This window comes from Vibrio sp. nBUS_14 (assembly GCF_051201655.1).
Taxonomy (GTDB): Bacteria; Pseudomonadota; Gammaproteobacteria; order Enterobacterales; family Vibrionaceae; genus Vibrio.
In genome coordinates this window covers 1,175,399-1,202,001 of sequence record NZ_CP179207.1, presented here as the reverse complement: position 1 = coordinate 1,202,001, position 26,603 = coordinate 1,175,399, and the positions used below count along the sequence as shown (strand labels likewise).

The 26,603-nt window shown below is 43.3% G+C and carries 20 protein-coding genes and 3 pseudogenes; 11 read left to right on the top strand and 12 right to left on the bottom strand.

Going from position 1 to position 26,603, the window contains the following annotated elements:
- The first annotated feature begins 71 nt into the window (after positions 1 to 71).
- The 4 genes from ACMAZD_RS23110 (at position 72) to ACMAZD_RS23095 (ending at position 6,885) form a co-directional block, all read left to right on the top strand.
- A complete protein-coding gene (locus ACMAZD_RS23110; RefSeq protein ID WP_435249641.1) occupies positions 72 to 3,998 on the top strand; it encodes a zinc-dependent metalloprotease in 3,927 nt (1,308 codons plus the stop codon).
- Between the two features lie 245 nt (positions 3,999 to 4,243).
- On the top strand, positions 4,244 to 4,948 hold the full coding sequence (locus ACMAZD_RS23105; RefSeq protein WP_435249640.1) for a response regulator: 705 nt from the start codon (positions 4,244 to 4,246) through the stop codon (positions 4,946 to 4,948).
- 19 nt (positions 4,949 to 4,967) lie between these two features.
- The gene (locus ACMAZD_RS23100) at positions 4,968 to 6,257 is read left to right on the top strand and encodes an ATP-binding protein (RefSeq protein WP_435249639.1); all 1,290 of its coding nucleotides are present in this window, start codon (positions 4,968 to 4,970) and stop codon (positions 6,255 to 6,257) included.
- 79 nt (positions 6,258 to 6,336) lie between these two features.
- Entirely contained in the window at positions 6,337 to 6,885 is a 549-nt protein-coding gene (locus tag ACMAZD_RS23095; RefSeq protein ID WP_435249638.1) for an RNA-binding S4 domain-containing protein, read from the top strand.
- Positions 6,886 to 7,006: 121 nt separating this feature from the next.
- Here the strand turns inward: ACMAZD_RS23095 and ACMAZD_RS23090 are convergent, their stop codons facing one another.
- The 12 genes and pseudogenes from ACMAZD_RS23090 to ACMAZD_RS23035 form a co-directional block, all read right to left on the bottom strand.
- Complete coding sequence (locus tag ACMAZD_RS23090; protein WP_004730391.1) at positions 7,007 to 7,450, bottom strand: F0F1 ATP synthase subunit epsilon; 444 nt, start codon at positions 7,448 to 7,450, stop codon at positions 7,007 to 7,009.
- Between the two features lie 14 nt (positions 7,451 to 7,464).
- Positions 7,465 to 8,850 (bottom strand): F0F1 ATP synthase subunit beta, encoded by a 1,386-nt coding sequence (gene atpD / locus ACMAZD_RS23085; protein ID WP_435249637.1) that lies wholly within the window; start codon positions 8,848 to 8,850, stop codon positions 7,465 to 7,467.
- A gap of 44 nt (positions 8,851 to 8,894) precedes the next feature.
- On the bottom strand, positions 8,895 to 9,764 hold the full coding sequence (gene atpG / locus ACMAZD_RS23080) for a F0F1 ATP synthase subunit gamma (protein ID WP_435249636.1): 870 nt from the start codon (positions 9,762 to 9,764) through the stop codon (positions 8,895 to 8,897).
- A 47-nt stretch (positions 9,765 to 9,811) separates the two neighbouring features.
- A pseudogene (gene atpA, locus ACMAZD_RS23075) lies at positions 9,812 to 11,352 on the bottom strand (F0F1 ATP synthase subunit alpha).
- Between the two features lie 9 nt (positions 11,353 to 11,361).
- The gene (locus tag ACMAZD_RS23070; RefSeq protein ID WP_435249635.1) at positions 11,362 to 11,913 is read right to left on the bottom strand and encodes a F0F1 ATP synthase subunit delta; all 552 of its coding nucleotides are present in this window, start codon (positions 11,911 to 11,913) and stop codon (positions 11,362 to 11,364) included.
- An 11-nt stretch (positions 11,914 to 11,924) separates the two neighbouring features.
- Entirely contained in the window at positions 11,925 to 12,395 is a 471-nt protein-coding gene (locus ACMAZD_RS23065) for a F0F1 ATP synthase subunit B (RefSeq protein WP_435249634.1), read from the bottom strand.
- A 54-nt stretch (positions 12,396 to 12,449) separates the two neighbouring features.
- Entirely contained in the window at positions 12,450 to 12,686 is a 237-nt protein-coding gene (gene atpE, locus ACMAZD_RS23060) for a F0F1 ATP synthase subunit C (protein ID WP_004730405.1), read from the bottom strand.
- A 46-nt stretch (positions 12,687 to 12,732) separates the two neighbouring features.
- Positions 12,733 to 13,005 (bottom strand): annotated as a pseudogene (locus tag ACMAZD_RS23055) (F0F1 ATP synthase subunit A); the annotation flags it as partial.
- 21 nt (positions 13,006 to 13,026) lie between these two features.
- Positions 13,027 to 14,130: an ISAs1 family transposase gene (locus tag ACMAZD_RS23050; RefSeq protein ID WP_435247125.1), complete on the bottom strand. Its 1,104-nt coding sequence runs from the start codon at positions 14,128 to 14,130 to the stop codon at positions 13,027 to 13,029.
- 109 nt (positions 14,131 to 14,239) lie between these two features.
- A pseudogene (locus ACMAZD_RS23045) lies at positions 14,240 to 14,746 on the bottom strand (FoF1 ATP synthase subunit A); the annotation flags it as partial.
- A gap of 1 nt (position 14,747) precedes the next feature.
- Positions 14,748 to 15,149 (bottom strand): ATP synthase subunit I, encoded by a 402-nt coding sequence (locus ACMAZD_RS23040; RefSeq protein WP_435249633.1) that lies wholly within the window; start codon positions 15,147 to 15,149, stop codon positions 14,748 to 14,750.
- A 796-nt stretch (positions 15,150 to 15,945) separates the two neighbouring features.
- A complete protein-coding gene (locus ACMAZD_RS23035; protein WP_435249632.1) occupies positions 15,946 to 16,827 on the bottom strand; it encodes a LysR substrate-binding domain-containing protein in 882 nt (293 codons plus the stop codon).
- 157 nt (positions 16,828 to 16,984) lie between these two features.
- On the opposite strand from ACMAZD_RS23035, the gene ACMAZD_RS23030 reads away from it, so the two are divergent.
- The 7 genes from ACMAZD_RS23030 (at position 16,985) to ACMAZD_RS23000 (ending at position 26,577) form a co-directional block, all read left to right on the top strand.
- Complete coding sequence (locus tag ACMAZD_RS23030; protein ID WP_372198273.1) at positions 16,985 to 17,383, top strand: Rid family hydrolase; 399 nt, start codon at positions 16,985 to 16,987, stop codon at positions 17,381 to 17,383.
- 199 nt (positions 17,384 to 17,582) lie between these two features.
- Positions 17,583 to 19,043 carry an aldehyde dehydrogenase family protein gene (locus tag ACMAZD_RS23025; RefSeq protein ID WP_435250534.1) on the top strand — a complete coding sequence of 487 codons (1,461 nt, stop codon included), beginning with the start codon at positions 17,583 to 17,585 and terminating at the stop codon, positions 19,041 to 19,043.
- Positions 19,044 to 19,277: 234 nt separating this feature from the next.
- Complete coding sequence (locus ACMAZD_RS23020; protein WP_435249631.1) at positions 19,278 to 20,273, top strand: membrane dipeptidase; 996 nt, start codon at positions 19,278 to 19,280, stop codon at positions 20,271 to 20,273.
- A gap of 230 nt (positions 20,274 to 20,503) precedes the next feature.
- Positions 20,504 to 22,099 (top strand): BCCT family transporter, encoded by a 1,596-nt coding sequence (locus ACMAZD_RS23015; protein ID WP_435249630.1) that lies wholly within the window; start codon positions 20,504 to 20,506, stop codon positions 22,097 to 22,099.
- Between the two features lie 273 nt (positions 22,100 to 22,372).
- A complete protein-coding gene (locus ACMAZD_RS23010) occupies positions 22,373 to 24,175 on the top strand; it encodes a hypothetical protein (protein ID WP_435249629.1) in 1,803 nt (600 codons plus the stop codon).
- Entirely contained in the window at positions 24,172 to 24,909 is a 738-nt protein-coding gene (locus ACMAZD_RS23005) for a DUF3726 domain-containing protein (RefSeq protein WP_435249628.1), read from the top strand. The genes ACMAZD_RS23010 and ACMAZD_RS23005 overlap by 4 nt, the downstream gene beginning before the upstream one ends.
- A gap of 375 nt (positions 24,910 to 25,284) precedes the next feature.
- Entirely contained in the window at positions 25,285 to 26,577 is a 1,293-nt protein-coding gene (locus ACMAZD_RS23000; protein ID WP_435249627.1) for an alpha/beta fold hydrolase, read from the top strand.
- The last annotated feature ends 26 nt before the right edge of the window (positions 26,578 to 26,603 follow it).

The window sequence follows — 26,603 nt, the reverse complement described above, 5'->3', positions numbered from 1 at the left end:
ATTGCTCCGTTCGCATTGAATTTAGATAGTTAGAAATAAAAATGTAATATAATTATAAATATAGGTAAATTATGTTTAAACACGCAATTATCGCAGCAAGTATTGCCACAATCCTCAGCGGGTGTGGGGCCGAAGATCGTGCCTATGACACCTATGATAAACCAACCGAAGAGATTTCTGTTCAATCTTTAGATACGGAATCACTTTGGATGTACATGCCGTCTACCGGTGAAGCTCCACGTTACGCAATGACTCAGCGTGGCTTTTTCCAAGGCGATCCAAAGCTTGTCAAACTACGCTTTGACAAAACTAACGGTATCTATGTTGAAGCATTGGATCGCGATAAAGTAGATTCTCTGGAGCCTAGTCGTTGGGAGCATGAAATCAATCGCGTACCGGTACTGAAAATTCCAGGTGAATTCAGACAGTATCGCTGCGCTGAAAACGGTTACGGCGAATGTACCAATAAAGAAGAGATAAATCAGGATGAGAATGTCGACTGGACAACAGCGACACACTTTGTTCCTGAATACGAAAATATTAAATCGTTATCGGAAGATACGCTCAGCACTTGGTATACAGCGAGTAACGTAACTGAGAGTGCTGACCCACGTGTTATCTCATATGAGTACAATCCGGAAGAAGGCGTATTTAACGTTGAAATTGAGCGTACATATACAGCCGATCCGGATGACCAATATGAGTTTGGTGGTCTAGAAAACTTGTCATTTAAGACACGTTTTTTCTACTCGCTAGTCAGATTAGACAAACTAGCGAGCTCAAACTACGAGCCAGTTTATTATCAGGGCCAAGACAGTGCTTACTATGGCTTCTTTAACGACAGCAAAGCCGTAAAAACACACACTGGTGAGAGCGATGTACAAGGTTCACGCTTTGCTTACATCAATCGTTTCAACCCGAACCTAGAGTCGATTGATTACTATTTAAGTGATAGTTACTTTGACGAAGGTAATGAGGCGTATCGCAAGCTGACGATCGATACAATGAAAGAGGTGAATGAGTCACTTGAAGGTACTGGTGTGCCTCCAATTAAAATTGTTAATACTGATGCGAGAGCAGGTATTCAACCGGGTGACCTTCGTTACAACGTGTTTAATCTTATTGCAGACCCTGTAGACAATGGTTTGTTGGGCTACGGGCCTTCCGCAACTAACCCACTCACGGGGGAGATTATTCACGCACACGTTAATCAATACCTTGGTGTGATTCGTACCACGACTCGTCGCTATTGGAATGATTTAGCGTTGCGTTATAACCGTCAGGAAATTGAGAAGCTAGAACCTGTTGCTGAAGAAACACAGAATGTTGATGCTGGAGGTGGTGACGAAGCACCAGTTGCTGAGCCACGAACTGACATTGATGCCTTTACAGACATGGTCGCAAGCGATCGTGGGCCAGATCAATTTGTTCCTGCTGTAACAGAAGACGAAATGGCGTTTGTAGGACAAGGTAAATTTGTCAATCAAACCCCAAAGGCTGACTTTGGTCATAGGTTTGATGTGAACAATAAGGACTTGGCACTTCAAACTTTCTACAAGCGCCAAGATATGCTTAAGCGTTTTTCTGAACAGAATGTTTACAGCGAAGATGCAATGTGGCTGAGTACTAAAGCGAAAGGTTTGATCACAGGAATTGACTATACCAATGGTGGATTCTTTGCTGACGACGAGCAGAACACCATGAAAACGTGGAATGACCTCAACCTTGACCAGCAGAAACTTGCAAGCGAAGCGATATCTGAGCATATGTTTAAGTCGACTTTGATTCATGAATTAGGCCACAACTTAGGTTTACGCCATAACTTCATGGGTTCGACAGACAAAGCTCATTTTTACACAGAAGAAGAGTTAGCGCGCAGTACATTAGGCCACCAAGCAAAACCAGCCGCGTACAGCTCTATTATGGACTACGGTGCTTCCATTTTCGATGAACTACTTGTGTTCGGTAAATATGATAAAGCTGCGCTAAAGTTTGCTTATGCTCGTGAAATTGAAACCAATGAATTTATTGGTGATTCTGTTCATGACAAAACGGGTGCACAACTTCGTAAAACTTACTCTCTAGCTGAGTACGATCGTGAGATGACAGAGGATTACAATGCGTATCCTACTGGCGTAATTGCACACTTGCGTGCGAATGCGGGTACTGACGATATTCCAGAGCTGGCGAGTTACCGTTTCTGTACCGACGAACACACCTACACTAGCTTAAACTGTGATCGCTTTGATGAAGGTACGTCACTCACTGAAATTACAGAGTTCCGTATCCAACGTTACTACGATAGCTACGAAACGGCCAACCGCAGAAACGGTCGAGATTGGTTTACTCAATACAATCAGTATGAGTACTTCTGGATGCGTATGAATGAGTTTCAGAAGATCCGTGACATTGTTGAAAACGTCGGTGAAATTGATTTTGTATTTGCACGTTACATCGGTGCAGACACAACCAATAACAAAGGACAGGTATTTGAAGAAATTGCTGAGAATAACTGTTTAAATTGGCGTGGAAATCCAGTACCACTGGACAACATGTCGCCAGGACTTCGCCCTATCTGTGATACTTATAATGCTGCCAACCTCGCTGCTGACTTCTTCTTAGATGTGCTAACAGCTCCGGATAAAGTCTGTGAGTTGGAGGAATTGAGTGGTATCGATGGGGTTCCTAACCGCTATCGTTTTGCAACCTTGTCAGACTTATGGCTAACCTACCAAACGGGTATGTCGCCAAACCGTGATGTTCCAACAAGTTGTTTTGACGAAGAACTTGTTCAAACGTTGAAAAATCAAAGTAACGAAGTTGTCATGCGTTCAGAGACTCGTGATGGTCATATTTGGGCAAGTTTGAAGGCGAATAACCCATATCAAACCGCGTCTAACTCTATGGATTTGCTTGGCGTATGGCCTGACAAATTGCTTGCTGCACAAATGCTGGTTCGTCGTGATTCACCATACATCTCTACAGAGAACTCTAGTTTGGCTCTGGTGGACCTATCAGATAAGATCACAAAACTATATACGCACTTGTCTGATTTAGCGGGACGACCAGAAGCGCGTCAAGCGATCTTCGTCGATGGTAACGGAGACTACGTTGAAACGGTTTTACGTTATCAACCAAGCCTGACGAAAACAATCGAAGCTGTGCCGTCATACCTATGGCCAATGAAGCGCTATTTCTCAATGGGCGGTAATGAAGCATTTGTGTATTGGACTGATGGAGCTAGACAAGATACTAAGGTGCCGTATTTCGGTACGCTTCTGAAGAACTTAAACAAATACAATCGAGCAAATGAGTATGGATTGAGTGACTCTGTATCTGGGTTTAGCGACTCTATCCACATCAACTATGCGAATAGTAGTTTTGCTGACGAAGATGGGATTAACTTTACTTGGAAAGGGACAAATTACTCGTTGAGTTCACGCAATACACTTGCAAATGCTTTAGCTTCACGCGCCTTATATACAGAAGAGCAGCAAGCTCGCGTAGAAAAATTAAACGGTTTGCCTTACCGAGTCCGTAACGCGCTGTCTGTGTTTAAGAATGCACGTGATCACAATGAAGCTCGTATTATTGCGGTCGGTGATAAAGAGGCGCTTGTTGCTCTTCGAGATACTACAAGTTGGTTTATATTCAATAATCAGTTTGAAAAATATGAAGTAGATGGTAAGACATGTTTACGATTTAAAGTAGATGGAGAGTCCACTGAAGATCACATGAAACGTAAGTGTAACCCTCAATCCAACTTAGATAAGGTAAAAAATAGCTCGATTGGTAACTTCGAAGATGAAGAGCACGAACGTATATTCGATTTAGCACAAATCTTTGGTAATCAGATTGCGGATAACAACACCAGTTCCACAAATGCGGCTCATAAAGAAGTGTACAACTATGACCCAGAAGAATTGAGGTTATGGAGCTCTAATGAGTACGTGAATTATCGTCGCGCATTTGAACAGTTCCCTGTTTATGATGACTAGACAACAAATGTTTAATTAAATCCATAAATTGAACCGGTTACCTTACTAAGGTGACCGGTTTTTTTGAGTCTAAAATTAAGAGCTTTTGGTCTATTTTTAGCTGCATTACCTTATATTTATATGTTATATAGATATTTTTGTTATTTTTATTATTTTTATAAATAGAAGCTATGTAATAAGAATGTGCTGAATTTCGAAATAAAGAGGCGGTTCGCAAGGTAGCAAAGGAATGGTGAGAAGGATTTATGACCAACCCGAAACTCGTGATCGTAGAAGACGATCCTATCTTAAGAGAGATGTTACAGGAGTACTTTGAAAGCCAATCTTTTGAAGTAGTCACTATTTCTGATGGGGCATTAGCGTGTGAGAGAATTTTAACTATTCAGCCCGACATTGTTCTACTTGATCTCATGTTGCCGGAAGTTGATGGACTGACTATATGTCGACAAGTGCGAAGTCAGTTTAATGGGAAGATATTGATTCTTACCGCGAGCGATGATGATTTCGATCATGTAGCCGCTTTAGAAACCGGTGCCGATGACTTTATTAGTAAACCCATTCGTCAAAGAGTGTTACTGGCGAGAGTTAGGATGCTTTTACGTCGTAGCTCTGAAAGTTCTGTAAGTGCTGATGTGAGTAAGAATGAGTTGGTTTTTGGTAAATTAAGTTTAAATCGTGCTACTAAAGCTTGTACGCATATTGGACAAGAGATATCGATAGCGGATAGTGAATTTGAATTACTTTGGTTGTTAGCTTCTTCTCCGGAGCAAGTTTTATCACGAAATTTTCTGACTCAACAGTTGAGAGGTATTGATTACGATGGCATTGACCGCTTTATCGACAATAAAATCGTAATCTTACGTAAAAAGCTTAATGACATAACTGTCCCACCTAAAAAGATCATCACTGTAAGAGGTAAAGGCTACTTGTTCGTACCAGAACGTTGGTAACGGTAGCTGAATAAATAATATGCGACGTATCTATTTTGAATACCTAGCGGGGCTGACAGTCATCTTCTTAGTGAGTATATATTCCTATGCTTTTATTGTTTACAAGTTAAGCACTGACTACGAATACATATTACGAGACCATGAAGCAGAAGCTTATCAAGAATTAATTGATGTGGTTTTCCGTGAAAAAGGTTTGCTTGAAACGCAGAATCTATTAAAAAGTTATGCGGATAAGACTCGGCAGAACCTGCGAATCATACCTTTTGATAACGCTCCAGAACTAGTGAGAAAAGCGTTTCAGCAGCAAGGCCGAAATGTTTACTACCATGACGAATACTTCCTGTGGTTAAGGTTAGTTGGAAGTGATGATTTATATGAGTTATCTAAGAACAAAAATTCTTATCTGAGGAAGCAAATCAAATTTGAAAACCGGCTTATTTGGGTTTTTGCTATCACTGGTTTTGCGTTGAGCGGCTTGTTTTTGGTTTGGAGAATAAAGCGACGATTAAACAACCTTGAAATGGCGACAGTGGCTTTTTCTAATGGTGATCTATTAGAGCGAGCATCTGAGAAAAACAGTATAAAATTGGGTACGTTGAACCGCAGCTTTAATGTCATGGCAGACAAGATAAGAGACTTAATCAATAGTAATAAGTCTTTGACTAATGCTGTTGCTCACGAGCTAAGGACGCCTATATTCCGAATTCAGTGGCAGGCTGAGTTGTTGAGCGACTTAGCACCAACTCCGCAACAATCTAAAGCGATAGCCCGTATTCTTGCTGATACGGATGAAATGGAAGACATGGTTGATGAGCTATTGTATTATGCTCGATTGGAAAGAGGGGGCTTTGAGTTATTAAGGCAACCTATTGATGCCAATCAGTGGTTAAGTGAACGTTGTAGTATTTGGGAAAAAGAGACAAAACTTGACCTCATTAAGGTGCCATTAAAAGTCCCGGCTTCATCCAATGTTGATCTAAAATTATTCAATAGGGCAGTGGATAACATCGTAAGGAATGCGTTTAAGTTTGCTGATACCAAGATAGTGATTGAGCTGTGGTACACCGACAACGAATTTGTTATTGAAGTTCATGATGACGGCAAAGGGGTTGAAACTGAGCATTGGCCATATTTATTTGATCCTTTTTATAGTGCTAATGCAGCGAGAAACAAGGGAAAAACTGGGCATGGTTTAGGGCTAGCAATTGTCAAACAAGTCTGTGACCGACACCACGCACAGGTGACAGTGGGTGAAAGTTATTTGGATGGTGCGTGTTTTGCACTGTCCTTTCCAAGACTTGAGCTCTAAATTCAACATGGTCATTTAGTTGTTTTACGATTACACTGCGCCCAATATTCCAGAAGTACATATTTAGGTAGAGGTCACCATGGACCAAGAACATTACGCAGACGCTGATTACGAAGGCCAAGAGCTGGGCGAAGAAGGTGAAGAGATTGAGATTGAAGCAATTGGTATCGATGTTTCATCACAGCCAATTGAGCTCTATAAAGTGTTTAAAATCGCTAACCTAGTGAGTGGTGGCGGTGAAGCTAAACACATTATCTCTGAAGGCTACGTAGCGGTAAATGGTGAGCTGGAAACTCGTAAACGTCGTAAAATGTACGATGGCGACTTCTTTGAATTCAACCAAGAGTACTATGTAGTGGTGTGTGATCAGCCAGTACAAGAAGAATCAGAAAAGCCGAAAAAGAAAGATGCGCCTAAAAAAGATAACAAGGCGAAGAAAGGTCAGTCTAAAAAGGATTCTAAGAAGAAAGAATCTAAGAAAAGCAAAGCAGAAATGCTAAGCGCAACGGCTGAACCAAAGAAAGAGAAAAAAGAGAAGAAGAACGAAAACAAACTGAAAAAGAAAGCGGATACGCCTAAGCCAACACGTGACGATAAAAGCGGCCGTAATTCGATTGAATTCTTCTAACATTATTCTTTTAAGACGTTAATCAACGTTAGAACTCGGTTTGCGTTAAGCAGATATCAAAAGGCTCACTATTTAGTGAGCCTTTCTGCATTTAGAATCAACAAAAATCTAAGTTCTATTCTCAGTGGCGAGTGCGAGAAGACGTCAGTTCTGATGCTCGAAGCTGAGCAACGGCTTTCGCTAATTCTAGCTGAGCTTGTGCAAAGTTAATGTCTACATTGCCCTTATTGATATTTTCTAGAGCTGCATATTTCGCTTCTTCTGCGCGAGCGCGGTCAATATCTTGGCCGTGCAAGGCAGTATCGGCTAACACCGTTACCACATCCGGCTGAACTTCCAGCATCCCACCAGAGACATAAAGCACTTGCCCTTCTGATTTAGGGTCTGTGACAAACACTGTTACGCCCGGCTTGATCTTACTGAGAAGCGGGGAGTGACCGGGGCGAATCCCCAGCTCACCATCAGCGCCAGAAACGGCTAGGGCATACGCTGGACCTGAAAACAGCGTACCTTCCGCACTTACAATATTAAGTTGAAATGTATTATCTGTAATTCCGATAGCCATGGTGCACCTGCCTCTTAGAGTGATTTTGCTTTGTTAAGCACTTCGTCGATAGAACCACAGTACAAGAATGCTTGCTCTGGGATATCGTCATATTCGCCGCCTAACAGGCCTTTAAAGCCTCTTAGTGTTTCGCTTAGCGGTACAAATACACCTTTCTGACCGGTAAACACTTCGGCTACGTGGTAAGGCTGAGTTAAGAAACGTTCAATCTTACGAGCGCGAGATACCGTCTGTTTGTCTTCAGTCGATAGCTCATCCATACCAAGAATCGCGATGATGTCTTTTAGCTCTTTGTAGCGTTGCAGCGTTGTTTGGACTTTTTGTGCAATGTCGTAGTGCTCTTGACCAACCACAAGCGGGTCCAATTGGCGAGATGTTGAATCCAATGGGTCGATTGCAGGGTAGAGGCCTAATGCCGCGATATTACGAGACAGTACAACGGTCGCATCTAAGTGAGCAAAGGTTGTTGCTGGTGATGGATCGGTCAAGTCATCCGCAGGTACGTATACCGCTTGGATAGACGTGATAGAGCCTTGTCTAGTCGAAGTGATACGCTCTTGAAGCACACCCATCTCTTCAGCGAGTGTTGGTTGGTAACCTACTGCTGAAGGCATACGGCCCAGCAGTGCTGATACTTCTGTTCCCGCAAGTGTGTAACGGTAGATGTTATCAATGAACAGCAGTACGTCACGACCTTCATCACGGAAGCGTTCAGCCATAGTCAGGCCAGTCAATGCTACACGTAGACGGTTTCCCGGTGGCTCGTTCATTTGGCCGTAAACCATGGCTACTTTGTCTAGTACACCCGCTTCTTTCATCTCGTAGTAGAAGTCGTTACCTTCACGAGTACGCTCACCAACACCGGTAAATACAGAGAGACCTGAGTGGGCTTTTGCGATGTTGTTGATAAGCTCCATCATGTTGACGGTTTTACCTACGCCAGCACCACCGAACAGACCGATTTTACCGCCCTTTGCGAACGGACAAATAAGGTCGATAACTTTAACGCCGGTCTCAAGAAGTTCAGTGCTGTTTGCTTGTTCTTCATAAGAGGGGGCTTCACGGTGAATTTCGTAGCTTTCTTTTTGACCGATTTCACCACATTCATCGATAGGCTGACCAAGAACGTTCATGATACGGCCTAAGGTTTCTTCGCCCACAGGAACCGTGATTGGAGAACCTGTGTTTTCAACAGTTAGGCCGCGGCGCAAGCCATCTGACGTACCCATTGCAATACAACGAACGATGCTGCCACCCAGTTGTTGCTGAACTTCCAATACGAGAGCGCTTGTTTCCTCGCTAGTCACTTTCAATGCATCATAAACGCGTGGGCTGTTGCCGCCGCTGAACTCGACGTCTACCACCGCGCCGATAACTTTAACTATTTTTCCAACACTCATCTCTAAATCCTCAAATTCTATTCTGAACCCACTCTTTTCTGCCCTTAGACAGCTTGAGCACCTGAGACTATTTCACTCAGTTCTTGGGTAATGGCAGCCTGTCGCGCTTTGTTGTATACCAACTGCAAATCATCGATGAGTTGGCCTGCGTTATCGGTCGCCGCTTTCATGGCCACCATTCGAGCTGCTTGCTCACAGGCAATGCTCTCTACGATGCCTTGATACACTTGCGATTCAATGTATCGATGTAACAGCTCAGAGAGGATGTCTCTTGGTGCTTGTTCATAGATGTAGTCCCAACGGCGTGCTTTTTTCGCGTCTCCATCGGCCTCAGAATCTGAAGGGTGGGGAAGCAACTGCAAGGTCGTTGGTTCTTGAACCATGGTGTTGATGAACTGGTTATACACGAGATACAAACTGTCGATTTTTTCGTCGTCGTAATGCCCTAGCATCGCGTTAACCGTACCTAAGATGTCTTCTAATTTAGGCGCGTCACCAAGGCCTGACGTTTGCGCGATAACATTGCCGCTGCGTTGGAAAAATGAGATAGCTTTTGAACCAATTAAAGTCGTTTCTACCTCAACGCCTTTGGTACGCCACATCTCCATTTCTTCTAACACTTTCTTGAACAAGTTCGAGTTCAAGCCACCACATAAGCCTCGATCGGACGAAATAATGATGTAAGCAACGCGTTTTGGTTCACGCTGTTGAAGGTAGGGGTGCTGGTATTCTAGCGACCCTGATGCGACATGAGAGATAACTTTGCGCATGTTCTCGGCATATGGACGTGTTAGCGTCATATTGTCTTGAACCTTACGCATCTTACTTGCCGCAACCATCTCCATTGCACTGGTGATTTTCTGAGTGTTACTAACACTGCCTATCTTGGTGCGAATTTCTTTAGTGTTTGCCATTATCTGCTCCTAATTTGTTTTTATTTCCAGCCAACAAACCGGAGCGTTTACCAAGCTTTTAACGCTACAAAGTCACCGAGAAGCTTTGCAAGAGCGCCATCAATTTCATCGTTGTAGTCACCATTAGCGTTGATGGTGTCGAACAACTCTGGGTTTTGACCTTTCGCGTAAGCAATCAATTCTTCTTCAAAACGCGCAATTTTGTTCAACTCTACGTCAGCCAAATAGCCTTTTTCTGCTGCGTAGATAACCGTTGCTTGCTCAGCGACAGACATTGGCGAGTATTGCTTTTGCTTCATCAGTTCGGTTACACGCTCACCATGGTCAAGCTGCTTACGCGTCATGTCGTCTAAGTCAGAAGAGAACTGAGCAAATGCGGCTAACTCTCGGTATTGAGCTAACGATGTACGGATACCACCAGACAGTTTCTTGATGATCTTGCATTGTGCTGCACCACCCACACGAGATACCGAGATACCTGGGTCAACAGCAGGGCGTAGACCTGAGTTGAATAGTTGGGTTTGTAGGAAAACCTGACCGTCGGTGATGGAGATTACGTTGGTTGGTACAAACGCCGATACGTCACCCGCTTGAGTTTCAATGATAGGAAGCGCGGTTAATGAACCAATTTGGCCTTTCACTTCACCGTTGGTGAACTTCTCTACGTATTCCGCATTTACTCTTGCTGCACGTTCTAGTAGACGTGAGTGGAGGTAGAATACGTCGCCAGGGAAGGCTTCACGACCCGGTGGGCGCTTAAGTAGCAATGAGATTTGACGGTAAGCGACGGCTTGTTTTGATAGGTCATCATAGATGAACAGTGCATCTTCACCGCGGTCACGGAAGTATTCACCCATGGTGCAACCCGCATAAGGAGCAAGGTATTGAAGCGCGGCTGATTCTGATGCTGATGCTACGACAACGATGGTATTTTTAAGCGCATCGTGGTCTTCCAGTTTACGAACAACGTTTGCGATAGTGGAGGCTTTTTGGCCAATCGCCACGTACACACATTTGATGCCAGAATCTTTTTGATTGATGATCGCATCGATAGCTAACGCGGTTTTACCCGTCTGACGGTCACCGATGATCAGTTCACGTTGACCACGACCGATAGGCACCATGGTATCAACGGCTTTATAACCGGTTTGAATTGGTTGATCGACGGACTTACGCTCGATTACGCCGGGTGCAATCACTTCTACAGGGTCGAGTCGGTCACAACTCACTGGGCCTTTGCCATCAATAGGTTCGCCTAGTGTGTTCACGACACGGCCAAGAAGTCCGTTACCGACAGGAACTTCCAAGATACGACCTGTCCCTTTCACTTTCATACCTTCAGATAGGTCAGTGTAGGGCCCATAACCACGGCACCGACTGAGTGCGTGTCAAGGTTAAGAGCAAGAGCGTATTTGCCACCTGGAAGCTCGATCATCTCACCCTGCATGACATCCGCAAGGCCGTTAATGGTAATGATGCCGTCACGAACCGAGACTATGGTGCCTTCGTTGCGAGCTTCGGTGCTCACATTAAATTTCGATATGCGATCTTTAATCAGGTCGCTGATTTCATTTGAATTTAATTGCATAATTGTTACCTATCTCGCGTGAAGTTGATGGGCTAATCGGTTAATTGATGTGTCCAAAGAACCATCGATGACGGTTTCACCCGCCTTGATTACAATCCCGCCAACCAGCGAGTCATCAATAACCTGTTCCATTTCAACCTGACGCTCTAATTTCTTCTCAAGTGCAGCAGTGAGTGATGTAACTTGATCTTGTGTAAGCAATTCTGAACTGGTGACAGTGACAGGGATTACACGTTCATGTTCGTCCTTTAAGTCGCTGAACAAGTTAAACAAGTCTCTGATCACTGCAAGACGGCCATTCTCAGCCAAGACTTTGATGAGATTAATGACGTGGTCATCAACAAGTCCTTGGCAAACGTGAATGATGAGATTGACCAGTTCTTCAGATTGCTGTGTGTGAACACCTTCTGCTGATGAAATCTGTTTAGCGATCGTTTCTTCTTCCGCTACCGTCACAAGAATGGACAGCATTGAGTGCCACTCTTGTAACTTGTTTTCACCTAAAGCAAAGTCGAACGATGCTTTAGCGTAGGGATGAGCAATATTGGTGTAATCTGACATATTGCCTCCGTTTAGAGTTCGCTTATCATTTGATCAACTAACGCTCGGTTCGTTTCAGAATCTAGGTTCTTTCTGATCAATTTCTGTGCACTTTGAATAACAGCGTCTGCCATATCTGCCTGAAGTTCACGGCGTAACTTTTGACGTTCGCCTTCTAGTTCAGCTCTACCTTGCTCTAAGATGCGTGCCTTTTCTTGCTCGCCTTCTTGGTGAGCTAAGGTGATGATTTCGTTGCGGCGTTTTTTGCCTTGCTCAATCAGTTCGGTCACATTTTTTTTCGCATCTGCGACGAGTTGTGTGCCATTTGATTTTGCTAGTTCTAGCTCTTTCACTGCATTCTCTGAGTGGCGTAAACCATCAGCGATTTCTTTTTGGCGCTCGTCTAACATCGCGGTGAGAGGGGGCCATACATATTTCATGCATAGCCAAACAAAAATCACGAATGAGATTGCTTGACCAAACATGCTGGCATTTAAATTCATACCTTCCTCACTAAATCTTGAATATTTACAAATCGATCTTTTCAAAGCTTTTAATTAAGCCACGGCAAAGATGATGTATAGACCGATACCAACACCGATCATCGGTACAGCATCCACAAGACCCATCATGATGAAGAATTGAGTACGAAGCATTGGAGTAAGGTCTGGTTGACGAGCAACACCTTCAAGGTATTTACCTGCTAAGTTACCAATACCAGATGCTGCACCCGCTGCACCTAAACCGATCAGTAATGCACCTGCTACATATAAAACTGCGCTTACGATATCCATTTGTATCTCCGATAAATAATGTGTTAGTTAATTTTTTAGTTATTAATTAGTGGTGTTCTTCTGTTGCCATTGCTAAATAAACAACGGTCAGTACCATAAATATAAATGCTTGTAAGAATACGATTAATATGTGGAATAAGGCCCATGGAACACTCAGTGCCCATTGCATCCACCATGGCATTAATGCAATAAGGATGAATATCATCTCGCCTGCATACATATTTCCGAATAATCGTAAGCCTAGTGATATTGGCTTTGAAATTAATGTTATTAATTCAAGAACTAAGTTAACAGGATATAAAAGAGGGTTATCAAATGGCAAGGGCACGAATGTACTTTGTTAATTTGATGTAAACAAAACCGAAGCTCTGTAATCTTTGTCCCATACCGCTTTATTCATCTTCCTGGGTACTGACAAGTTCCCTTCGGATTTTCTAAACAAGTTCTGAACAAAACGTCTGCAACAAGCCATATTTAGTGCTGAATCTCCAGCATAAATACATTGTTCATCTTCTTTGAAAATAACGTCCAACGCCCAGTGCTGCTGGTTCTCGATGTGCCAGTGTTTTCTGGTCGCTTGTAAGGCTAACTCTAACGACAAGTGATCTGTGCAAATATAATACGATGTTTCATAACTTCCTTTCCCTTTGACACTTCTATCTCTCACCACTGCAACAACACTTTTAACGACAGACCACTTTTCTCTGAGTGCTTCACTGAAGGCTGCTGGGAGAACGTAAACCTCACGAACCTCTTTTCTGCCATGCCCTTTATCTTCGGTGATGTATGACTCTTGTTTATCTTCAGGCAAAGACCAATAGTCTTGGAATTGTGCATCCACTTCTGCAAGCAAACTGGGCTGATTCAGTTTGACTTGCACTAAGAAATCGCCACCTTTATCAACCACTTTATTCAGAGTTTCAACCTGACAATGCAGGGCATCAGCCGTTAATAGACATCCTTTTATATCTAAAGTATCTAACAGGTTTCTTATCGCTGTTAGCTCCGTCCCTTTGCCTTTACAGGGTTGATGTGTGAGGGTCAAACCTTCATCAACATCGAATGCCGAGACCATATAAAGGGGGTTATCTTGTTTGTTTGCTTTAGCACCTTTTAGTACCTTCCCGTCAACACTGATGATAGGTTGAGCATGCCTCTCTCTATGCAAATTAACCCAGCCCACCATAGCTTCTAAGAGTGTTTCAGGAACAATAGTCCTCATAATTGCTGCAATATTATGACGAGTAGGAAGGCCATTTTCGTAGGGGAAATACTCACGTAACCAGTCGATATTTCCTTCACCAAAATCCTTGATATCCGTCCACTTGTTTTGACCACAAAGCATGGCTGTTATGACAACAAAAGCGACTTCTATAACAGGGTAGACTTGGTTGATGTGCGAACGGGTATCTTTCACTTTTTTTAGCTGTTCAATGATAATCATGCGAGTTTCTCATATTTTTTATTTCATGATCTGATCGTGACTATCAGGAAAAGTTCCAATTGAAAATAAAGTTATTTATTTTCAATAACTAAAGTTCGATCCCGCCCTTATCAAATGGCTGAGTAGTAAGCTCTTTGATAAAGCCTTTCAAACCTTTATTCTTAAACGTATACGCTAACAGTAGAATAAACACACCGAGTGCCATTGACATTGGAACATTTACATCCGCCGTCGGTAGATCTCTAAAGTGGTTTAAACCTATTGCACGAGTTAACCCTGGTATTAAATCAATTGGTAATAGGTCGACTGCATTCATTAACAACACCCAAACAAAAGTGGTTAATGCCAGTGGTCCTATTAATTTATCCTCCGCTTGAAAAATCTCTTTGACTAGGTTGTTAACGAAATCAAAGATAAGCTCGATAAAACATTGGAAACGACCTGGAACACCGCTGGTGCCCTTGGTCACTACATATCGAAAAGCTCCAATGAACAGTAAGCCCGTAATCCAAGATACCAACATTGAGTCAATGTTGAATGCCCAGAAACCATCACCTGTAGTTAAGAAGGTTAAGTGATGCTCTATGTATTCGTGAGCGGTAGTGACTTGATCCATACTACACGTACTCCGATCTTGTAGAGGCAGTAATAAATGGTGTTAAGAAGTACCCAATCATTGTGAAAATGTACGCGTATAATATTACCGGGTTATCCAATTTTAAAAATTGGAATGCTAAGATAAACATTAAGAACGTATAGGTTATTTTCACGACACGACTCATTTGCATTAAGTCACGTAAACTATAATTAGGATTCTTGTGCACCTTAAGGCTTGCATATATAAAACCAAATAGCGGTGGTAACATCGCGATTACGACACCCAAAGCTGAAGACTCCATATCTACTTTATTACCAAAAAACACTTCATATAAAACTACACCGACGGCTAATACTATTTGGCAGAGAACAACTCTTTTAGCAGCAACAAGGATGTCACTACTTATCCCATTAAGCCTCATAATAAAACCCTATATTTAACAGTGTAAGTTAATATAAAACACAGTTTGAATATGTTTTGTTACTAGTACTTACTTGTTAATAGCAATTTAACTTGTTAATAAACCTTTACTTGTTAACAAAGAAATAATCTTTCTGGCTTTATATCTCCTGACGAAATTAAACGATATAAACTAATTCGCTATCGTTTCGACAAAATATAAACTACGCCTAAAATTATGTGATCAAAACGACAAATATCGACATCAATAATTCCATTTTTGAAATGAGTGTTTTTCATTTATGAAAGTAATAGTTTTATTACTTTATTCATGAATATTTAAGATGCTTTATCCTTAGTAAAAGAAGGGGGTTTTTAGAAAGATTCAGCGAGAAAAATTATCAAATTACTATCTTATCAATTGCCACTATTCAAAGACTTAGGCTCACTTACAAGCGGAATTATGAAGTGTGATTTTCTGAGAGGTTAAGCTTGTTTTAGGTAATAATGGAAGGTCTCGTTTTTCTAGTGGATTAACCGTACTTCACTCCTTATCATCAAGCGATTATTTTTTTACATCGCTGCCGATTTGTCACTATTTACGTACCCAAGTGCGAGTTTTAACGGCAAACGATGTATCTCAGAGGAACATTTGAGTAAAAATTTAGCCCCTTCCCGTTGATGTTCTAGGGGCTAAGGTCACGATAGTGTGTAAAAAATGGGGCGTGTGGTAAAGCATAGTACGGAGAATAGATGCTGAGCTTTGGTGGTTTAAATGGCAGTAAAGTGCTGCCATTTACTCAAGCTAGATTGTTTTATTACTCTTCATAGCTCAGATATTGAATACATAAGTCATAGAAAGCTTGTGCTTGTGGCGAAATCGTACGGTCAGCTAACCTGAAAATACCGATTTGGCGTTGTAAAGGCGGATCAATCAATGGAATCCACACCAAGCGGGTTTTATTGGTTGGGAAAGCCAGTTTAGGTAGAGTGGTCACGCCTATCCCGAGCTCTAGCACCGAAAACAACGAAGTAATGTTTTCTACTGAATACAAAGCTTGGTCGCTGAGCATTCGTGCGGGTGTTGGGTCAAGTAGGGTACAAGTACCGTTGCGAATGAAGGGTTGTTTTAACAAAGTTTGCCATTCGATTCCCTCTTTTTGAGAGGCGATAGGGTTGTCTTTGAGGCAGACCACTCCGATAGGATCGGAGAGTAAAGGCGTGAAATCGATACTCTCTTCTTCTAAATGAGAGCTATTTCCGAGGGCAACGTCCACCTCTCCAGACAATAATCTCGCTTCTACACCCGCCGCGTTATCATCAATCAAGCTTACCTCAACATTCGGGTACTGTTCACAAAAGGCCCCTAAAACACTAGGGATTAATTTTGCCGCTACTGATGGCACGCTTGCTATTCGAACTCTTCCTTGTTGTCCTGCCGCGGCTGCGCGTAGGTCATTGTCTAATGTTTTGTAAACATTCAGGAATTGAATGATTTTTGGAAGGCATATTTCCCCGAAAGGTGTCAGGGTTGATTTGTTGCCTGTTTCAAACAGTGGCTGACCAAGTATTTTTTCTAGCTCTTTTATCGACGTAGAAAGTGCCGCTTGCGAGCGATTTGCGCGGTGAGATGCTGCTCGAAATCCGCCTTCTTCGACCACTAAAACAAAATGTTTTAACTGTTGTAGCTTAATACTCATGGCACTGATCCTTCTTTAGCCCTTGCTATACCTTACTTTTTTAAAGGTGATAGGTTTTATTTATCAAATGCACAAAATTTACCGTTAGATTTATCAGCCGTCAAGGTTCAGTATTTAACCATATTGAAACATAGTTGTTACAAAGTTGGATGGAATCGTGAACGCACAAACTAAAAAACACCCAGTAAAAACCGAGCTTTTTGCTTCAAAAGCACCACTAGAGTGGGCAATCGTTAATAACGGCACTCTATACACAGCGCAGATTCCAATTGATGAAACTGGCGCAGTAGTAGAGGGCGGTATTGAAGCGCAAACGCGTCAGACTTTTAACAACCTTGTTCATACATTGGAGTGTGCAGGCGAATCTATGGATTCAGTGCTGCAAGTTCTGATTTACGTGACAGACCGTGAATATCTAAAAACGGTAAATAGCGTATACGGGGAATACTTTAATGCACCTTATCCAAACCGTGCTGCGGTCGTTGTTACAGGGTTAGCAAGAGAAGAGATGCTGGTCGAGTTCGTGGTTTATGCATCGGCGTCTCAACCTGAATAATCAGACTGTGAACTAAAGCTATTTGCGGATCAAAACTCTTTTAAATTGAAGTGGTTTATTGATACAAGCGACTTGGTTCACTTTAGAAACAAAATAAACATCTTATTTTAGCTATTAATCACCTGAATATTAACAGTTTATTAATTAACCAGATGGTTGCCAGACTCAACCGCAACCTAACCGTTACAAGGACAGAATGATGACTCAATTACAGAATGTTCAAGCAGAAAACGCACTTTACATTGGGGGCGAATGGCAAGCGGGTGTAAGTACCGTTGCGAACATTAACCCATCAGATATTTCTGAAAACATCGGTAACTTCGCACAAGCAAGTTCTGACCAAGTTCAACAGGCGATTTCAGCGGCAAAGCACGCTCAACCAGAGTGGGAAAAAACGCCGATTGAACGTAAGCAAGCAATACTTCAAGCAATTGGTGATGAGCTGATTGCACGTTGTGATGAGCTGGGTTCGTTGCTTTCTCGTGAAGAAGGTAAGCCTTTTGCTGAGGGTCGCGGGGAGATTTACCGTGCAGGTCAGTTCTTCCAGTACTTTGCGGCTGAAGTGCTTCGTCAAATTGGCGACAACGCAGAATCAGTACGCCCTGGCGTTTCTGTAGAAGTGACTCGTGAAGCGGTCGGTGTTATCGGCATCATTTCTCCTTGGAACTTCCCGACTGCAACAGCAGCTTGGAAAATCGCTCCAGCTTTGGCTTTCGGTAACAGCGTTATCTGGAAACCAGCAAACCTAACACCAGCAAGTGCGGTTGCGCTAACTGAGATTATCCACCGCCAAGGCATGCCAGCAGGCACGTTCAACCTTGTTCTAGGTAGCGGTTCGAAAGTAGGTGATGCACTGATCAACTCTAAAGAAGTGAACGGTGTGAGCTTTACTGGTTCTGTTGATACGGGTCGTAAGGTTGCGGCTGCTACAGCGCCAAACTTCGTTCGTTGTCAATTAGAAATGGGCAGTAAGAACGCACTTGTTGTTGCTGATGATGCTGATATCCAAACAGCTGTTGACGCGACTATCGCAGGTTCGTTCTCTGGTGCGGGTCAAAAATGTACAGCATCTTCTCGTCTAGTGGTTATGGATGGCATTCACGACCAATACGTTGAAGCGCTAATCAAACGCATGAGCGAACTGAAAGTGGGTCACGCGCTAGAAGACGGCGTGTTCATGGGTCCTGTTGTTGACGGCAACCAACTTGAAGCAAACCTAGGTTGGGTTGAGAAAGCACGTCAAAGCGGCGGTGAATTAGCATTTGGTGGCGAACGCCTAAGCATGAAACACGAAGGTTTCTACATGTCTCCAACGCTGTTCTTGAACACTAAGAACGATTGGGAAGTGAACCAAGAAGAAGTGTTTGCACCAATGGCAAGCGTGATTAGAGTCGCTGACCTAGAAGAAGCTATCGCGACAACCAACGATACTCGCTTTGGTCTAACGGGCGGCATCATTACTCAGAGCCTACGTACTAGCGCAATGTTCAAGCAACAAGCGCAAACAGGTTGTGTGATGGTGAACCTACCAACAGCAGGTACAGATTACCACGTACCGTTTGGTGGTCGTAAAGAGTCTAGCTTCGGTCCTCGTGAGCAAGGTCAATACGCGAAAGAGTTCTACACAGTCGTGAAGACAGCTTACCAGCGCCCTTACTAATCAGATTTCTGTTATTTAGATGTCTATTAATTAGAACGAGATAGTTGGAGTCATTAGCTAAACAGACTTCAACTATCCAGCTATCGAATTGGCCTGATTCATAGAGTCAGGTCAACATCTAAACCAAAGCAACAAATGAACTGAGATAAGTGATTTAACCCATTTTTGAAAACATGTTATTTGAGCGTGTTTTCAAAACCGAGCTAGAACACTGAGCTTTCAATAGGAGTGGTTATGTACCAGCAACGGATTGTTATAGATGGATTGCAATACTGCAATTGGAACAGAGAATATTTCCAAACACTAAAGGCAAGCGGCATTACAGCAGTTCACGCTACCGCGGTTTACCACGAGACAGCTCGTGAAACCTTATCTCGCTTTGCAGAGTGGAACTTAAGATTCGAGCAGAATGCAGACATTATCATGCCGATTCATTCAATGGATGATGTTGAAACTGCAAAAGCGACAGGCAAAGTCGGCATTTTTCTAGGTGCTCAAAACTGTTCTCCAATCGATGATGAGATTGGTCTTATTGAAGTGATGCGTCAGCAAGGTCTTTTGATCATGCAACTGACGTACAACAACCAAAGCTTATTAGCGACAGGTTGCTACGAAAAGAACGACACCGGTATTACTCGCTTTGGTAAGCAAGCGATCGAAGAGATGAATCGAGTGGGCATGATCATTGATATGTCTCACAGTGCCGAGCATTCAACGCTTGAGGCGATTGACCTGTCTTCTCGTCCTATTTGTATTAGCCATGCGAACCCGACGTTCGCTCATGATGCACTAAGAAACAAATCAAACGATGTGATTAAAGCCCTAACCGCACGCGGTGGCTTAATCGGATTCAGCTTATACCCATTCCATCTACCAAATGGCAGCCAATGTACGTTGGAAGATTTCTGCCAAATGGTTGCGACTACCGCTGACATGGTTGGCGTAGAACACCTAGGTATTGGTAGTGATCTATGCTTAAACCAACCTCAAGCCGTTCTTGAATGGATGAGAAATGGTCGTTGGTCTAAAGCAATGGACTACGGTGAAGGCTCTGCGAACAACTCAGGTTGGCCAGATGCGTTACCTTGGTTCTGTGGTAGTGCGGGTATGGAAAATATTTATAACGGATTGATGCGTCATGGTTTCAGTGAGTCTGAAGCTGGGCAAGTCTTGGGAGAAAACTGGTTTAACTTCTTGAAAGATGGCCTAGAGCCTCAAAGCAAGGTTTGATCGCTTTCTCACTAGTAATCATCGAATTAGCAGCCTTCTAATTAACGTTCATTTAGAAGTGCTGTTTTAACCAATTTCACTATTCAAAAGGAACAACGGTCTATTTCGCAACGCGGTAACCCAAACATGGATTAGCCTGCCAACACAAAAAACAATAGGGCAGGTGTTAAATACACCTCTTGTAGTCATCATGAAAATGACGGCTGCAAAGAAACCTCTGGAGTCAGAGTATGTCTGATTTAACCAATAGCGTGAAATCTTCAAACGTAAATGCGGGTCAAGCAAACACAGCAAACAAAAAACCTCAGTCTGAATCTACTTCAGACAAGTTAGGACTAACCAACCCAGCACTTTGGTACAGCGGCGGTTTTATCGCTCTGTTCGTAACGCTTGCGTTGTTTGATGGGGAGCTACTCTCTACCCTAGTAAACATGGGCTTTGCATGGTCTGTAAAAGTGTTCGGCCCTTATTGGCAAATGCTTCTTCTTCTGACTTTTCTTATTAGTCTTGGCCTGGCGGCAGGGCGAACAGGCAAGGTTATCCTAGGCGGCATTGCGAAACCTGAAATGGATGGCTTCCGTTGGATGGCTATCATCTTCTGTACGCTACTTGCGGGCGGCGGTGTATTTTGGGCGGCAGCAGAGCCTATTGCACACTACGTTAACCCACCACCCTTGTATGGCGCACAAGAAAAGGCACAACAAGGTGCGGTGAATGCGTTATCACAATCATTCATGCACTGGGGTTTCCTAGCATGGGCAATTGTGGGCAGCTTAACGTCTATCGTGGTTATGCACCTTCACTACGACAAAGGCTTGCCTCTTAAACCTCGTATTTTGCTTTACCCAGTTTTGGGCGAAAGAGCACTCAAAGGCCATACAGGCGCACTGATTGATGCATGTTGTATTGTCGCTGTAGCCGCGGGTACTATCGGCCCGATTGGTTTCTTAGGCCTGCAAGTCAGCTACGCTCTGAATGAACTGTTTGGTATTCCAGATGGCTTCACAACACAGCTAATCATCATCTTGTTCGCTATCGTGCTTTACACGTTGTCAGCATTAAGTGGTCTTAACCGCGGAATGCAAATGCTAAGCCGTTACAACGTAATTTTAGCAATGGTATTGATGGTTTATATCCTTATCTTTGGTCCAACGAACTTCATCTTCAATGGCTACATCCAAGGTGTAGGCAGCATGATTGACAACTTTATCCCAATGGCAACATACCGTGGCGACGAAGGTTGGTTAAGCTGGTGGACAGTGTTCTTCTGGGGTTGGTTCCTAGGTTACGGCCCAATGATGGCAATCTTCATCGCTCGTATTTCACGCGGCCGTAGTATTCGCCAATTGGTATCAACCATTAGCCTTATCGCACCGTTTGTAACTTGCTTCTGGTTCACGATTGTTGGTGGTTCAGGTCTTGCGTTCGAAATCGCAGAACCAGGTAGCGTAAGTAAAGCGTTCGAAGGCTTCAATTTACCAGGTGCGTTACTGGCGGTAACTCAGCAGCTACCTATGCCAATGCTAATTTCTATTTTGTTCTTGATCTTAACCACGATCTTCATCGTAACGACGGGTGACTCGATGACTTACACCATCAGTGTGGTTATCAGTGGTGAGACAGAACCTAATGCAATTATTCGTACTTTCTGGGGTGTGATGATGGGGGTAACAGCGTTAATTCTGATTTCCCTAGGTTCAGGCGGTATTTCTGCGCTGCAATCGTTCATTGTTATTACAGCGGTACCAGTGTCCTTAATCTTACTACCATCGCTCTGGAATGCGCCTCAAATCGCAATCAAGATGGCGAAAGAGCAGGGTTTTTAAAGAACAGATTTTTTAAAGAAAAGGGCTCTGTAAGACAAGATCTCTGTAAAACAAGAGACTGTAAGAAATTGATTAAATAACAACAAATCAGTCTTTGAAAGAAGGCTGATGCAAAAATTCCGAAAGGGACAGTAAACCCGTACTGGTGAAGATACACCGGACGGCAAAGTACTTAGGTCGATCGATCTGGTCAGGACAAATAATAAGGGGCGAGCTCGCTTGCCCCGCACAACGTGAAAGCTAACCAGCATACTTTAACAACGAATGCTTCAAATGATGGCAACGATCGGTTCTGAATGGCTAGCAAAATCCTATAACTATAAGGTGGTGAGCAAAATGGATGCACATCGTTCTACCTACACTGAATCAGCATTACGTGACGCAACAGTCGTCATGGCACCGGAAAGGCTAGGTGCTATGCACCAAACACGCATCAGCTTCGTAAGAACTCTGATTCGTAAAATGGCGCAGCAAGAATGGAAAGTGACGAAGCATGAGTGGCAATTATGCGCTCAGGGTTTTGGTCATGTTATCTATAAGCTAGCGACGCCAAACCATGTTTATCATTTGGTTGTTTTTTGCGATGAAATTGCAGACGACGAACGAAATGACCGTGTAATTGCTGAAAAGTGGGACGTAACGTTTGCGCTTGTTCTTGGTGATGTTGATGTCACCCTACTTGAAAGACTTCGTGCGAATGTACCGCTTCAAGAAGCAGGCCGTAACCCTAACAATGTGCTTGTTTTAGCGCGTGCCAATAAAAGTGTACGTGTGTTTGAACATATCGTTAGTCACTTGGCTAAAGGTGTTCAACCAACGCCTAAAGAATTGGCTGAAGTGGGTTACATCCTAAGAACCACTGCAGTTTATGGTAATGGCAAATTTGGCATTGCTGACTTCAAAATTTTAGAAAAAAATGAAGACTTTAATCAGTCGTTCAGTGCACAAATGTGTGCAGTTTATATGCTGCGTGAGTTCAGTTTAGATTGGGTTCATTACCTAGCAGAACAACAAGGCGGCGAACAAGCGATTGCTTTGCACCGTGGATTACAACGCTACCTAGGCGTTGGTAACGCGACAGGTTTAGGCATGGCGCCATACCTTATTAACCACCCAAGTATTGTCGATCAGTGGATGACAACCCGTGAACATGCATTGGCTGAAGTGTTAGCGAGTCAGTCTGATACGGCGTTGATCGAGCCACTACGTACATTAGTTAAAAAAGCGATTTGTCATTTAGAACAAGTCGTTACCATCAATGAAACACAGCAAGAGCTGAACAAAGCCGCTGTTGATGATTTGAAAGCAACAGAGCAATCACTAGAAACGTCTGTCAGCCATTGTGATACATGGTCGCAGTTAGTCGATCAGTCTAAGCAAATGAGTATGGAAGCCCAAGAAATCCTTATCTCATGCTTGATGGAATTGTACCCAGAATTAGTGGACGCCCATCAAGAGCAAATGAATTGCAGCCAAACATTGTCGCTTCCTAGCGGCAAAAAGATTCAAGATCTGTTGGTTGTACTCGAAGAAAAGTACCGTTGGGCGATCACGACCGACTTTACTAAAGCAGAAAACAACTACTGGTTCTGGTATCGCTCTCAAGACAAAGAAGAACCAAGGCTCGGAGTTCGAGGCGAAGAGCAGGGTGAAGATCGTGAATTGCCGTTGGATATCGGCCGTCAAGCTTACCGTTTGTACCATGCTTTATTGCAATTCGCGCCAGAACTATCATTGGCTGAATTCCTTGTTAAACAACCGCAGCATCGTGCAATCGCGCGACGTGTGTGGACGCTGGGTAACAAAGCGATGGGCGACATTCAAATGAATGTGCTGCATCAAGATTCGCCACCAATGCACTTGCTGCGTTGTAAGCTAGCGATGTTTGGTGCGACTAAGTTTGATCCTCGCTCAGATCGCTGGGTACGAGTGACGTTTTTCCAAGGTGCGCCATTGCTTGATGAGATTCATCAGGACGAATGGGTATTCCCAATATTACCAAGTGAAGCGGAGCTTGCTGACTCACAAAAAGCGACTACACATATCAACGCTCAACATGGAGGTAAATCGTTATGATCGTTTCTCACAATGAACTGGTAGCGGCCGTCAATAAAGCCTTTCTGGGGATGCGTCGTACATGTGGTGAAGCCGATGTAATAGCGAACATGGTGGTAGATTTACAAATGGTCGGTTTGGATGGAGTTCGTCATTTTAACAATGCGAGCAACTTTATGGGTCTTGAAGACGATTGCCCTGTAGACATTCAAGTGAGCAGCGACAATACGGTTGAAGTTGACCTGCACAAGGCGAGCTTAGCCTGTCATCTTCCTGTGATTATGGACTATTCGATTGAAAAAATGGTTGGTAAGAAGACGCTGAAAATTGAGCTAAACAACTGCCACAACCGTTGGTTAGCGTATAGCGAGCTTGTGAAACTGGCTGCGAAAGGCATCGCGTGTACCGCACGTTGGGACAATGGTTCTAACCCTAAGAGCACTTTGTATGTTCTTAACCGTGGTTGCGTTGCTCCAGAACTGTTTTTATCAGATTTGCCACTGGCATCGGACGAACATATCCACAATATGACCATCGAACTTTCCGTCCAGGATTTCGATATCGAACGTTTGTCAGATGGCTACCAAACACATATTGAATCGGAAGCGCTTTTTAAAACTCAAGAGAAAGCGTGGAATGATGGCATTGAAGTTGATGATGGAGAGTGGGGCGCGTTGAAAGAGACCGCGACGGCTATCCTGGTCGAAAGTAGCCAACGTTCGACTCAAGGTGCAGGTGAATTAACACCTTCGTAATCACTAGATTCGCTAAATTTGATAGAACGCATAGGTTCGATAGATTAGCGGCAAATAAGCCAGTTAGTTTATCAACACAGATAAAACCAAAGAGCTTAACGTACCCTCACCTCGTTAAGCTCTTTTTATTTGCCTCCCTTCTGTGGTTTGCTTCACCTCATTCTTTTGATTTTTAGCGGGATAACCCCTTTCTAACTGACTGTTTTGAAACATGTTGTTACCCGTTGAGGGTTAATTAAACCAAGCACGCTCACATTCATGTTAAACAAACGGTTTCATTTACAATCTACTATGCGTATCTTGCTAACTAAGGTGCCAAATGGCGCCATTTTTATTCGTACGATAACTTTAGAATCAGATAAAAAGGAATGAAGCGTGCAAGCTATCTTTATTGATGGAACCACCCTGTATCGTCAGCACTCTTTTGAGTTGCCACTCGATTACCAAGCCAAAGATGGACAACAGATCCAAGTCTTCGCACGTGAACTAGTGGATCTCGCAAAAGATGAGCAAGAATTGCCATGGCTGATCTACTTTCAGGGCGGCCCAGGTTTTCCTTCTCCACGTGTTAGCGGTCAATCAGGTTGGCTAAAGCGTGCATTACAAAACTATCGTGTTCTGCTTCTTGACCAACGTGGTACAGGCAACAGCACGGTTATTAGCCATGGAACTTTGGCGCACTTATCGCCAGAGCAACAAGTCGAATATTTAACGCATTTCAGAGCAGATAACATTGTTCGAGACGCCGAAGCGATTCGTGAGCAATTCGGTGTTAAGCAATGGTCGACGATTGGCCAAAGCTTTGGTGGCTTCTGCACCTTGAGCTATTTGTCATTGTTCCCACAAAGTCTACAGCGCTGTTATGTAACGGGTGGTATTCCGTCTATTGAGCGTGCAGCTGATGATGTTTATCGTGCGACTTACAAGCATGTAGAAGACAAAAACAGAGCTTTCTTTGCTCAGTTCCCGCAAGCACAATCTATGTGTCGTGAGATCTCTGATTACCTGCTCAACAACGATGTGAGACTGCCAAATGGTCAGGTGTTCACAGTTGAGCAGTTCCAGCTCATAGGCATTAATCTTGGTGGCGGCGAAGCAAACCTTCCTATGTACTTCACGCTAGAAAATGCGTTTGTTGAAGTGAACGGTAACAAGCAGTTGAGCTACAGCTTCCTTAATCAAATGCAACAAGAGCAGGGCTACTTAACCAACCCAATTTACGCGATTTTGCATGAATCGATTTACTGCCAAGGCACTGCGTCAAAATGGTCGGCTCACAGAGTTCGTGAACAATACCCACACTTTAACTACCAATCAGGTAGCGAGTTCTGGTTTACTGGAGAAATGGTGTACCCGTGGATGTTCGATCAACTAGAAACGCTGAAGCCATTGCGTGAAGCGGCGAATTTGTTGGCTGAAAAATCGGATTGGGGCAAGTTGTATAATGCAGAACAGCTAAGCAAGAATACCGTTCCAATGGCATGTGCAGTTTACGCTGACGACATGTACGTAGAACTGGATTACAGCCGTGAAACACTGGCGAATATTCCAAATTCAAAAGCGTGGATCACCAACGAGTATGAACACAATGGCTTGCGAGTTGATGGCGAAAGAATTGTCGATAAATTAATCACGATGGTTGAAGCGTTAGAAAACCTGCCAAAATAATTAGACGGTTTACTTTAGAAGCTGTT

Excerpts from the sequence above, each read along its gene's own strand:
- ACMAZD_RS23110 (WP_435249641.1), top strand. The coding sequence starts at position 72 with ATGTTTAAACACGCAATTATCGCAGCAAGTATTGCCACAATCCTCAGC.
- ACMAZD_RS23105 (WP_435249640.1), top strand. The coding sequence starts at position 4,244 with ATGACCAACCCGAAACTCGTGATCGTAGAAGACGATCCTATCTTAAGA.
- ACMAZD_RS23100 (WP_435249639.1), top strand. The coding sequence starts at position 4,968 with ATGCGACGTATCTATTTTGAATACCTAGCGGGGCTGACAGTCATCTTC.
- ACMAZD_RS23095 (WP_435249638.1), top strand. The coding sequence starts at position 6,337 with ATGGACCAAGAACATTACGCAGACGCTGATTACGAAGGCCAAGAGCTG.
- ACMAZD_RS23090 (WP_004730391.1), bottom strand. The coding sequence starts at position 7,450 with ATGGCTATCGGAATTACAGATAATACATTTCAACTTAATATTGTAAGT.
- atpD (WP_435249637.1), bottom strand. The coding sequence starts at position 8,850 with ATGAGTGTTGGAAAAATAGTTAAAGTTATCGGCGCGGTGGTAGACGTC.
- atpG (WP_435249636.1), bottom strand. The coding sequence starts at position 9,764 with ATGGCAAACACTAAAGAAATTCGCACCAAGATAGGCAGTGTTAGTAAC.
- ACMAZD_RS23070 (WP_435249635.1), bottom strand. The coding sequence starts at position 11,913 with ATGTCAGATTACACCAATATTGCTCATCCCTACGCTAAAGCATCGTTC.
- ACMAZD_RS23065 (WP_435249634.1), bottom strand. The coding sequence starts at position 12,395 with ATGAATTTAAATGCCAGCATGTTTGGTCAAGCAATCTCATTCGTGATT.
- atpE (WP_004730405.1), bottom strand. The coding sequence starts at position 12,686 with ATGGATATCGTAAGCGCAGTTTTATATGTAGCAGGTGCATTACTGATC.
- ACMAZD_RS23050 (WP_435247125.1), bottom strand. The coding sequence starts at position 14,130 with ATGATTATCATTGAACAGCTAAAAAAAGTGAAAGATACCCGTTCGCAC.
- ACMAZD_RS23040 (WP_435249633.1), bottom strand. The coding sequence starts at position 15,149 with ATGAGGCTTAATGGGATAAGTAGTGACATCCTTGTTGCTGCTAAAAGA.
- ACMAZD_RS23035 (WP_435249632.1), bottom strand. The coding sequence starts at position 16,827 with ATGAGTATTAAGCTACAACAGTTAAAACATTTTGTTTTAGTGGTCGAA.
- ACMAZD_RS23025 (WP_435250534.1), top strand. The coding sequence starts at position 17,583 with ATGACTCAATTACAGAATGTTCAAGCAGAAAACGCACTTTACATTGGG.
- ACMAZD_RS23020 (WP_435249631.1), top strand. The coding sequence starts at position 19,278 with ATGTACCAGCAACGGATTGTTATAGATGGATTGCAATACTGCAATTGG.
- ACMAZD_RS23015 (WP_435249630.1), top strand. The coding sequence starts at position 20,504 with ATGTCTGATTTAACCAATAGCGTGAAATCTTCAAACGTAAATGCGGGT.
- ACMAZD_RS23010 (WP_435249629.1), top strand. The coding sequence starts at position 22,373 with ATGATGGCAACGATCGGTTCTGAATGGCTAGCAAAATCCTATAACTAT.
- ACMAZD_RS23005 (WP_435249628.1), top strand. The coding sequence starts at position 24,172 with ATGATCGTTTCTCACAATGAACTGGTAGCGGCCGTCAATAAAGCCTTT.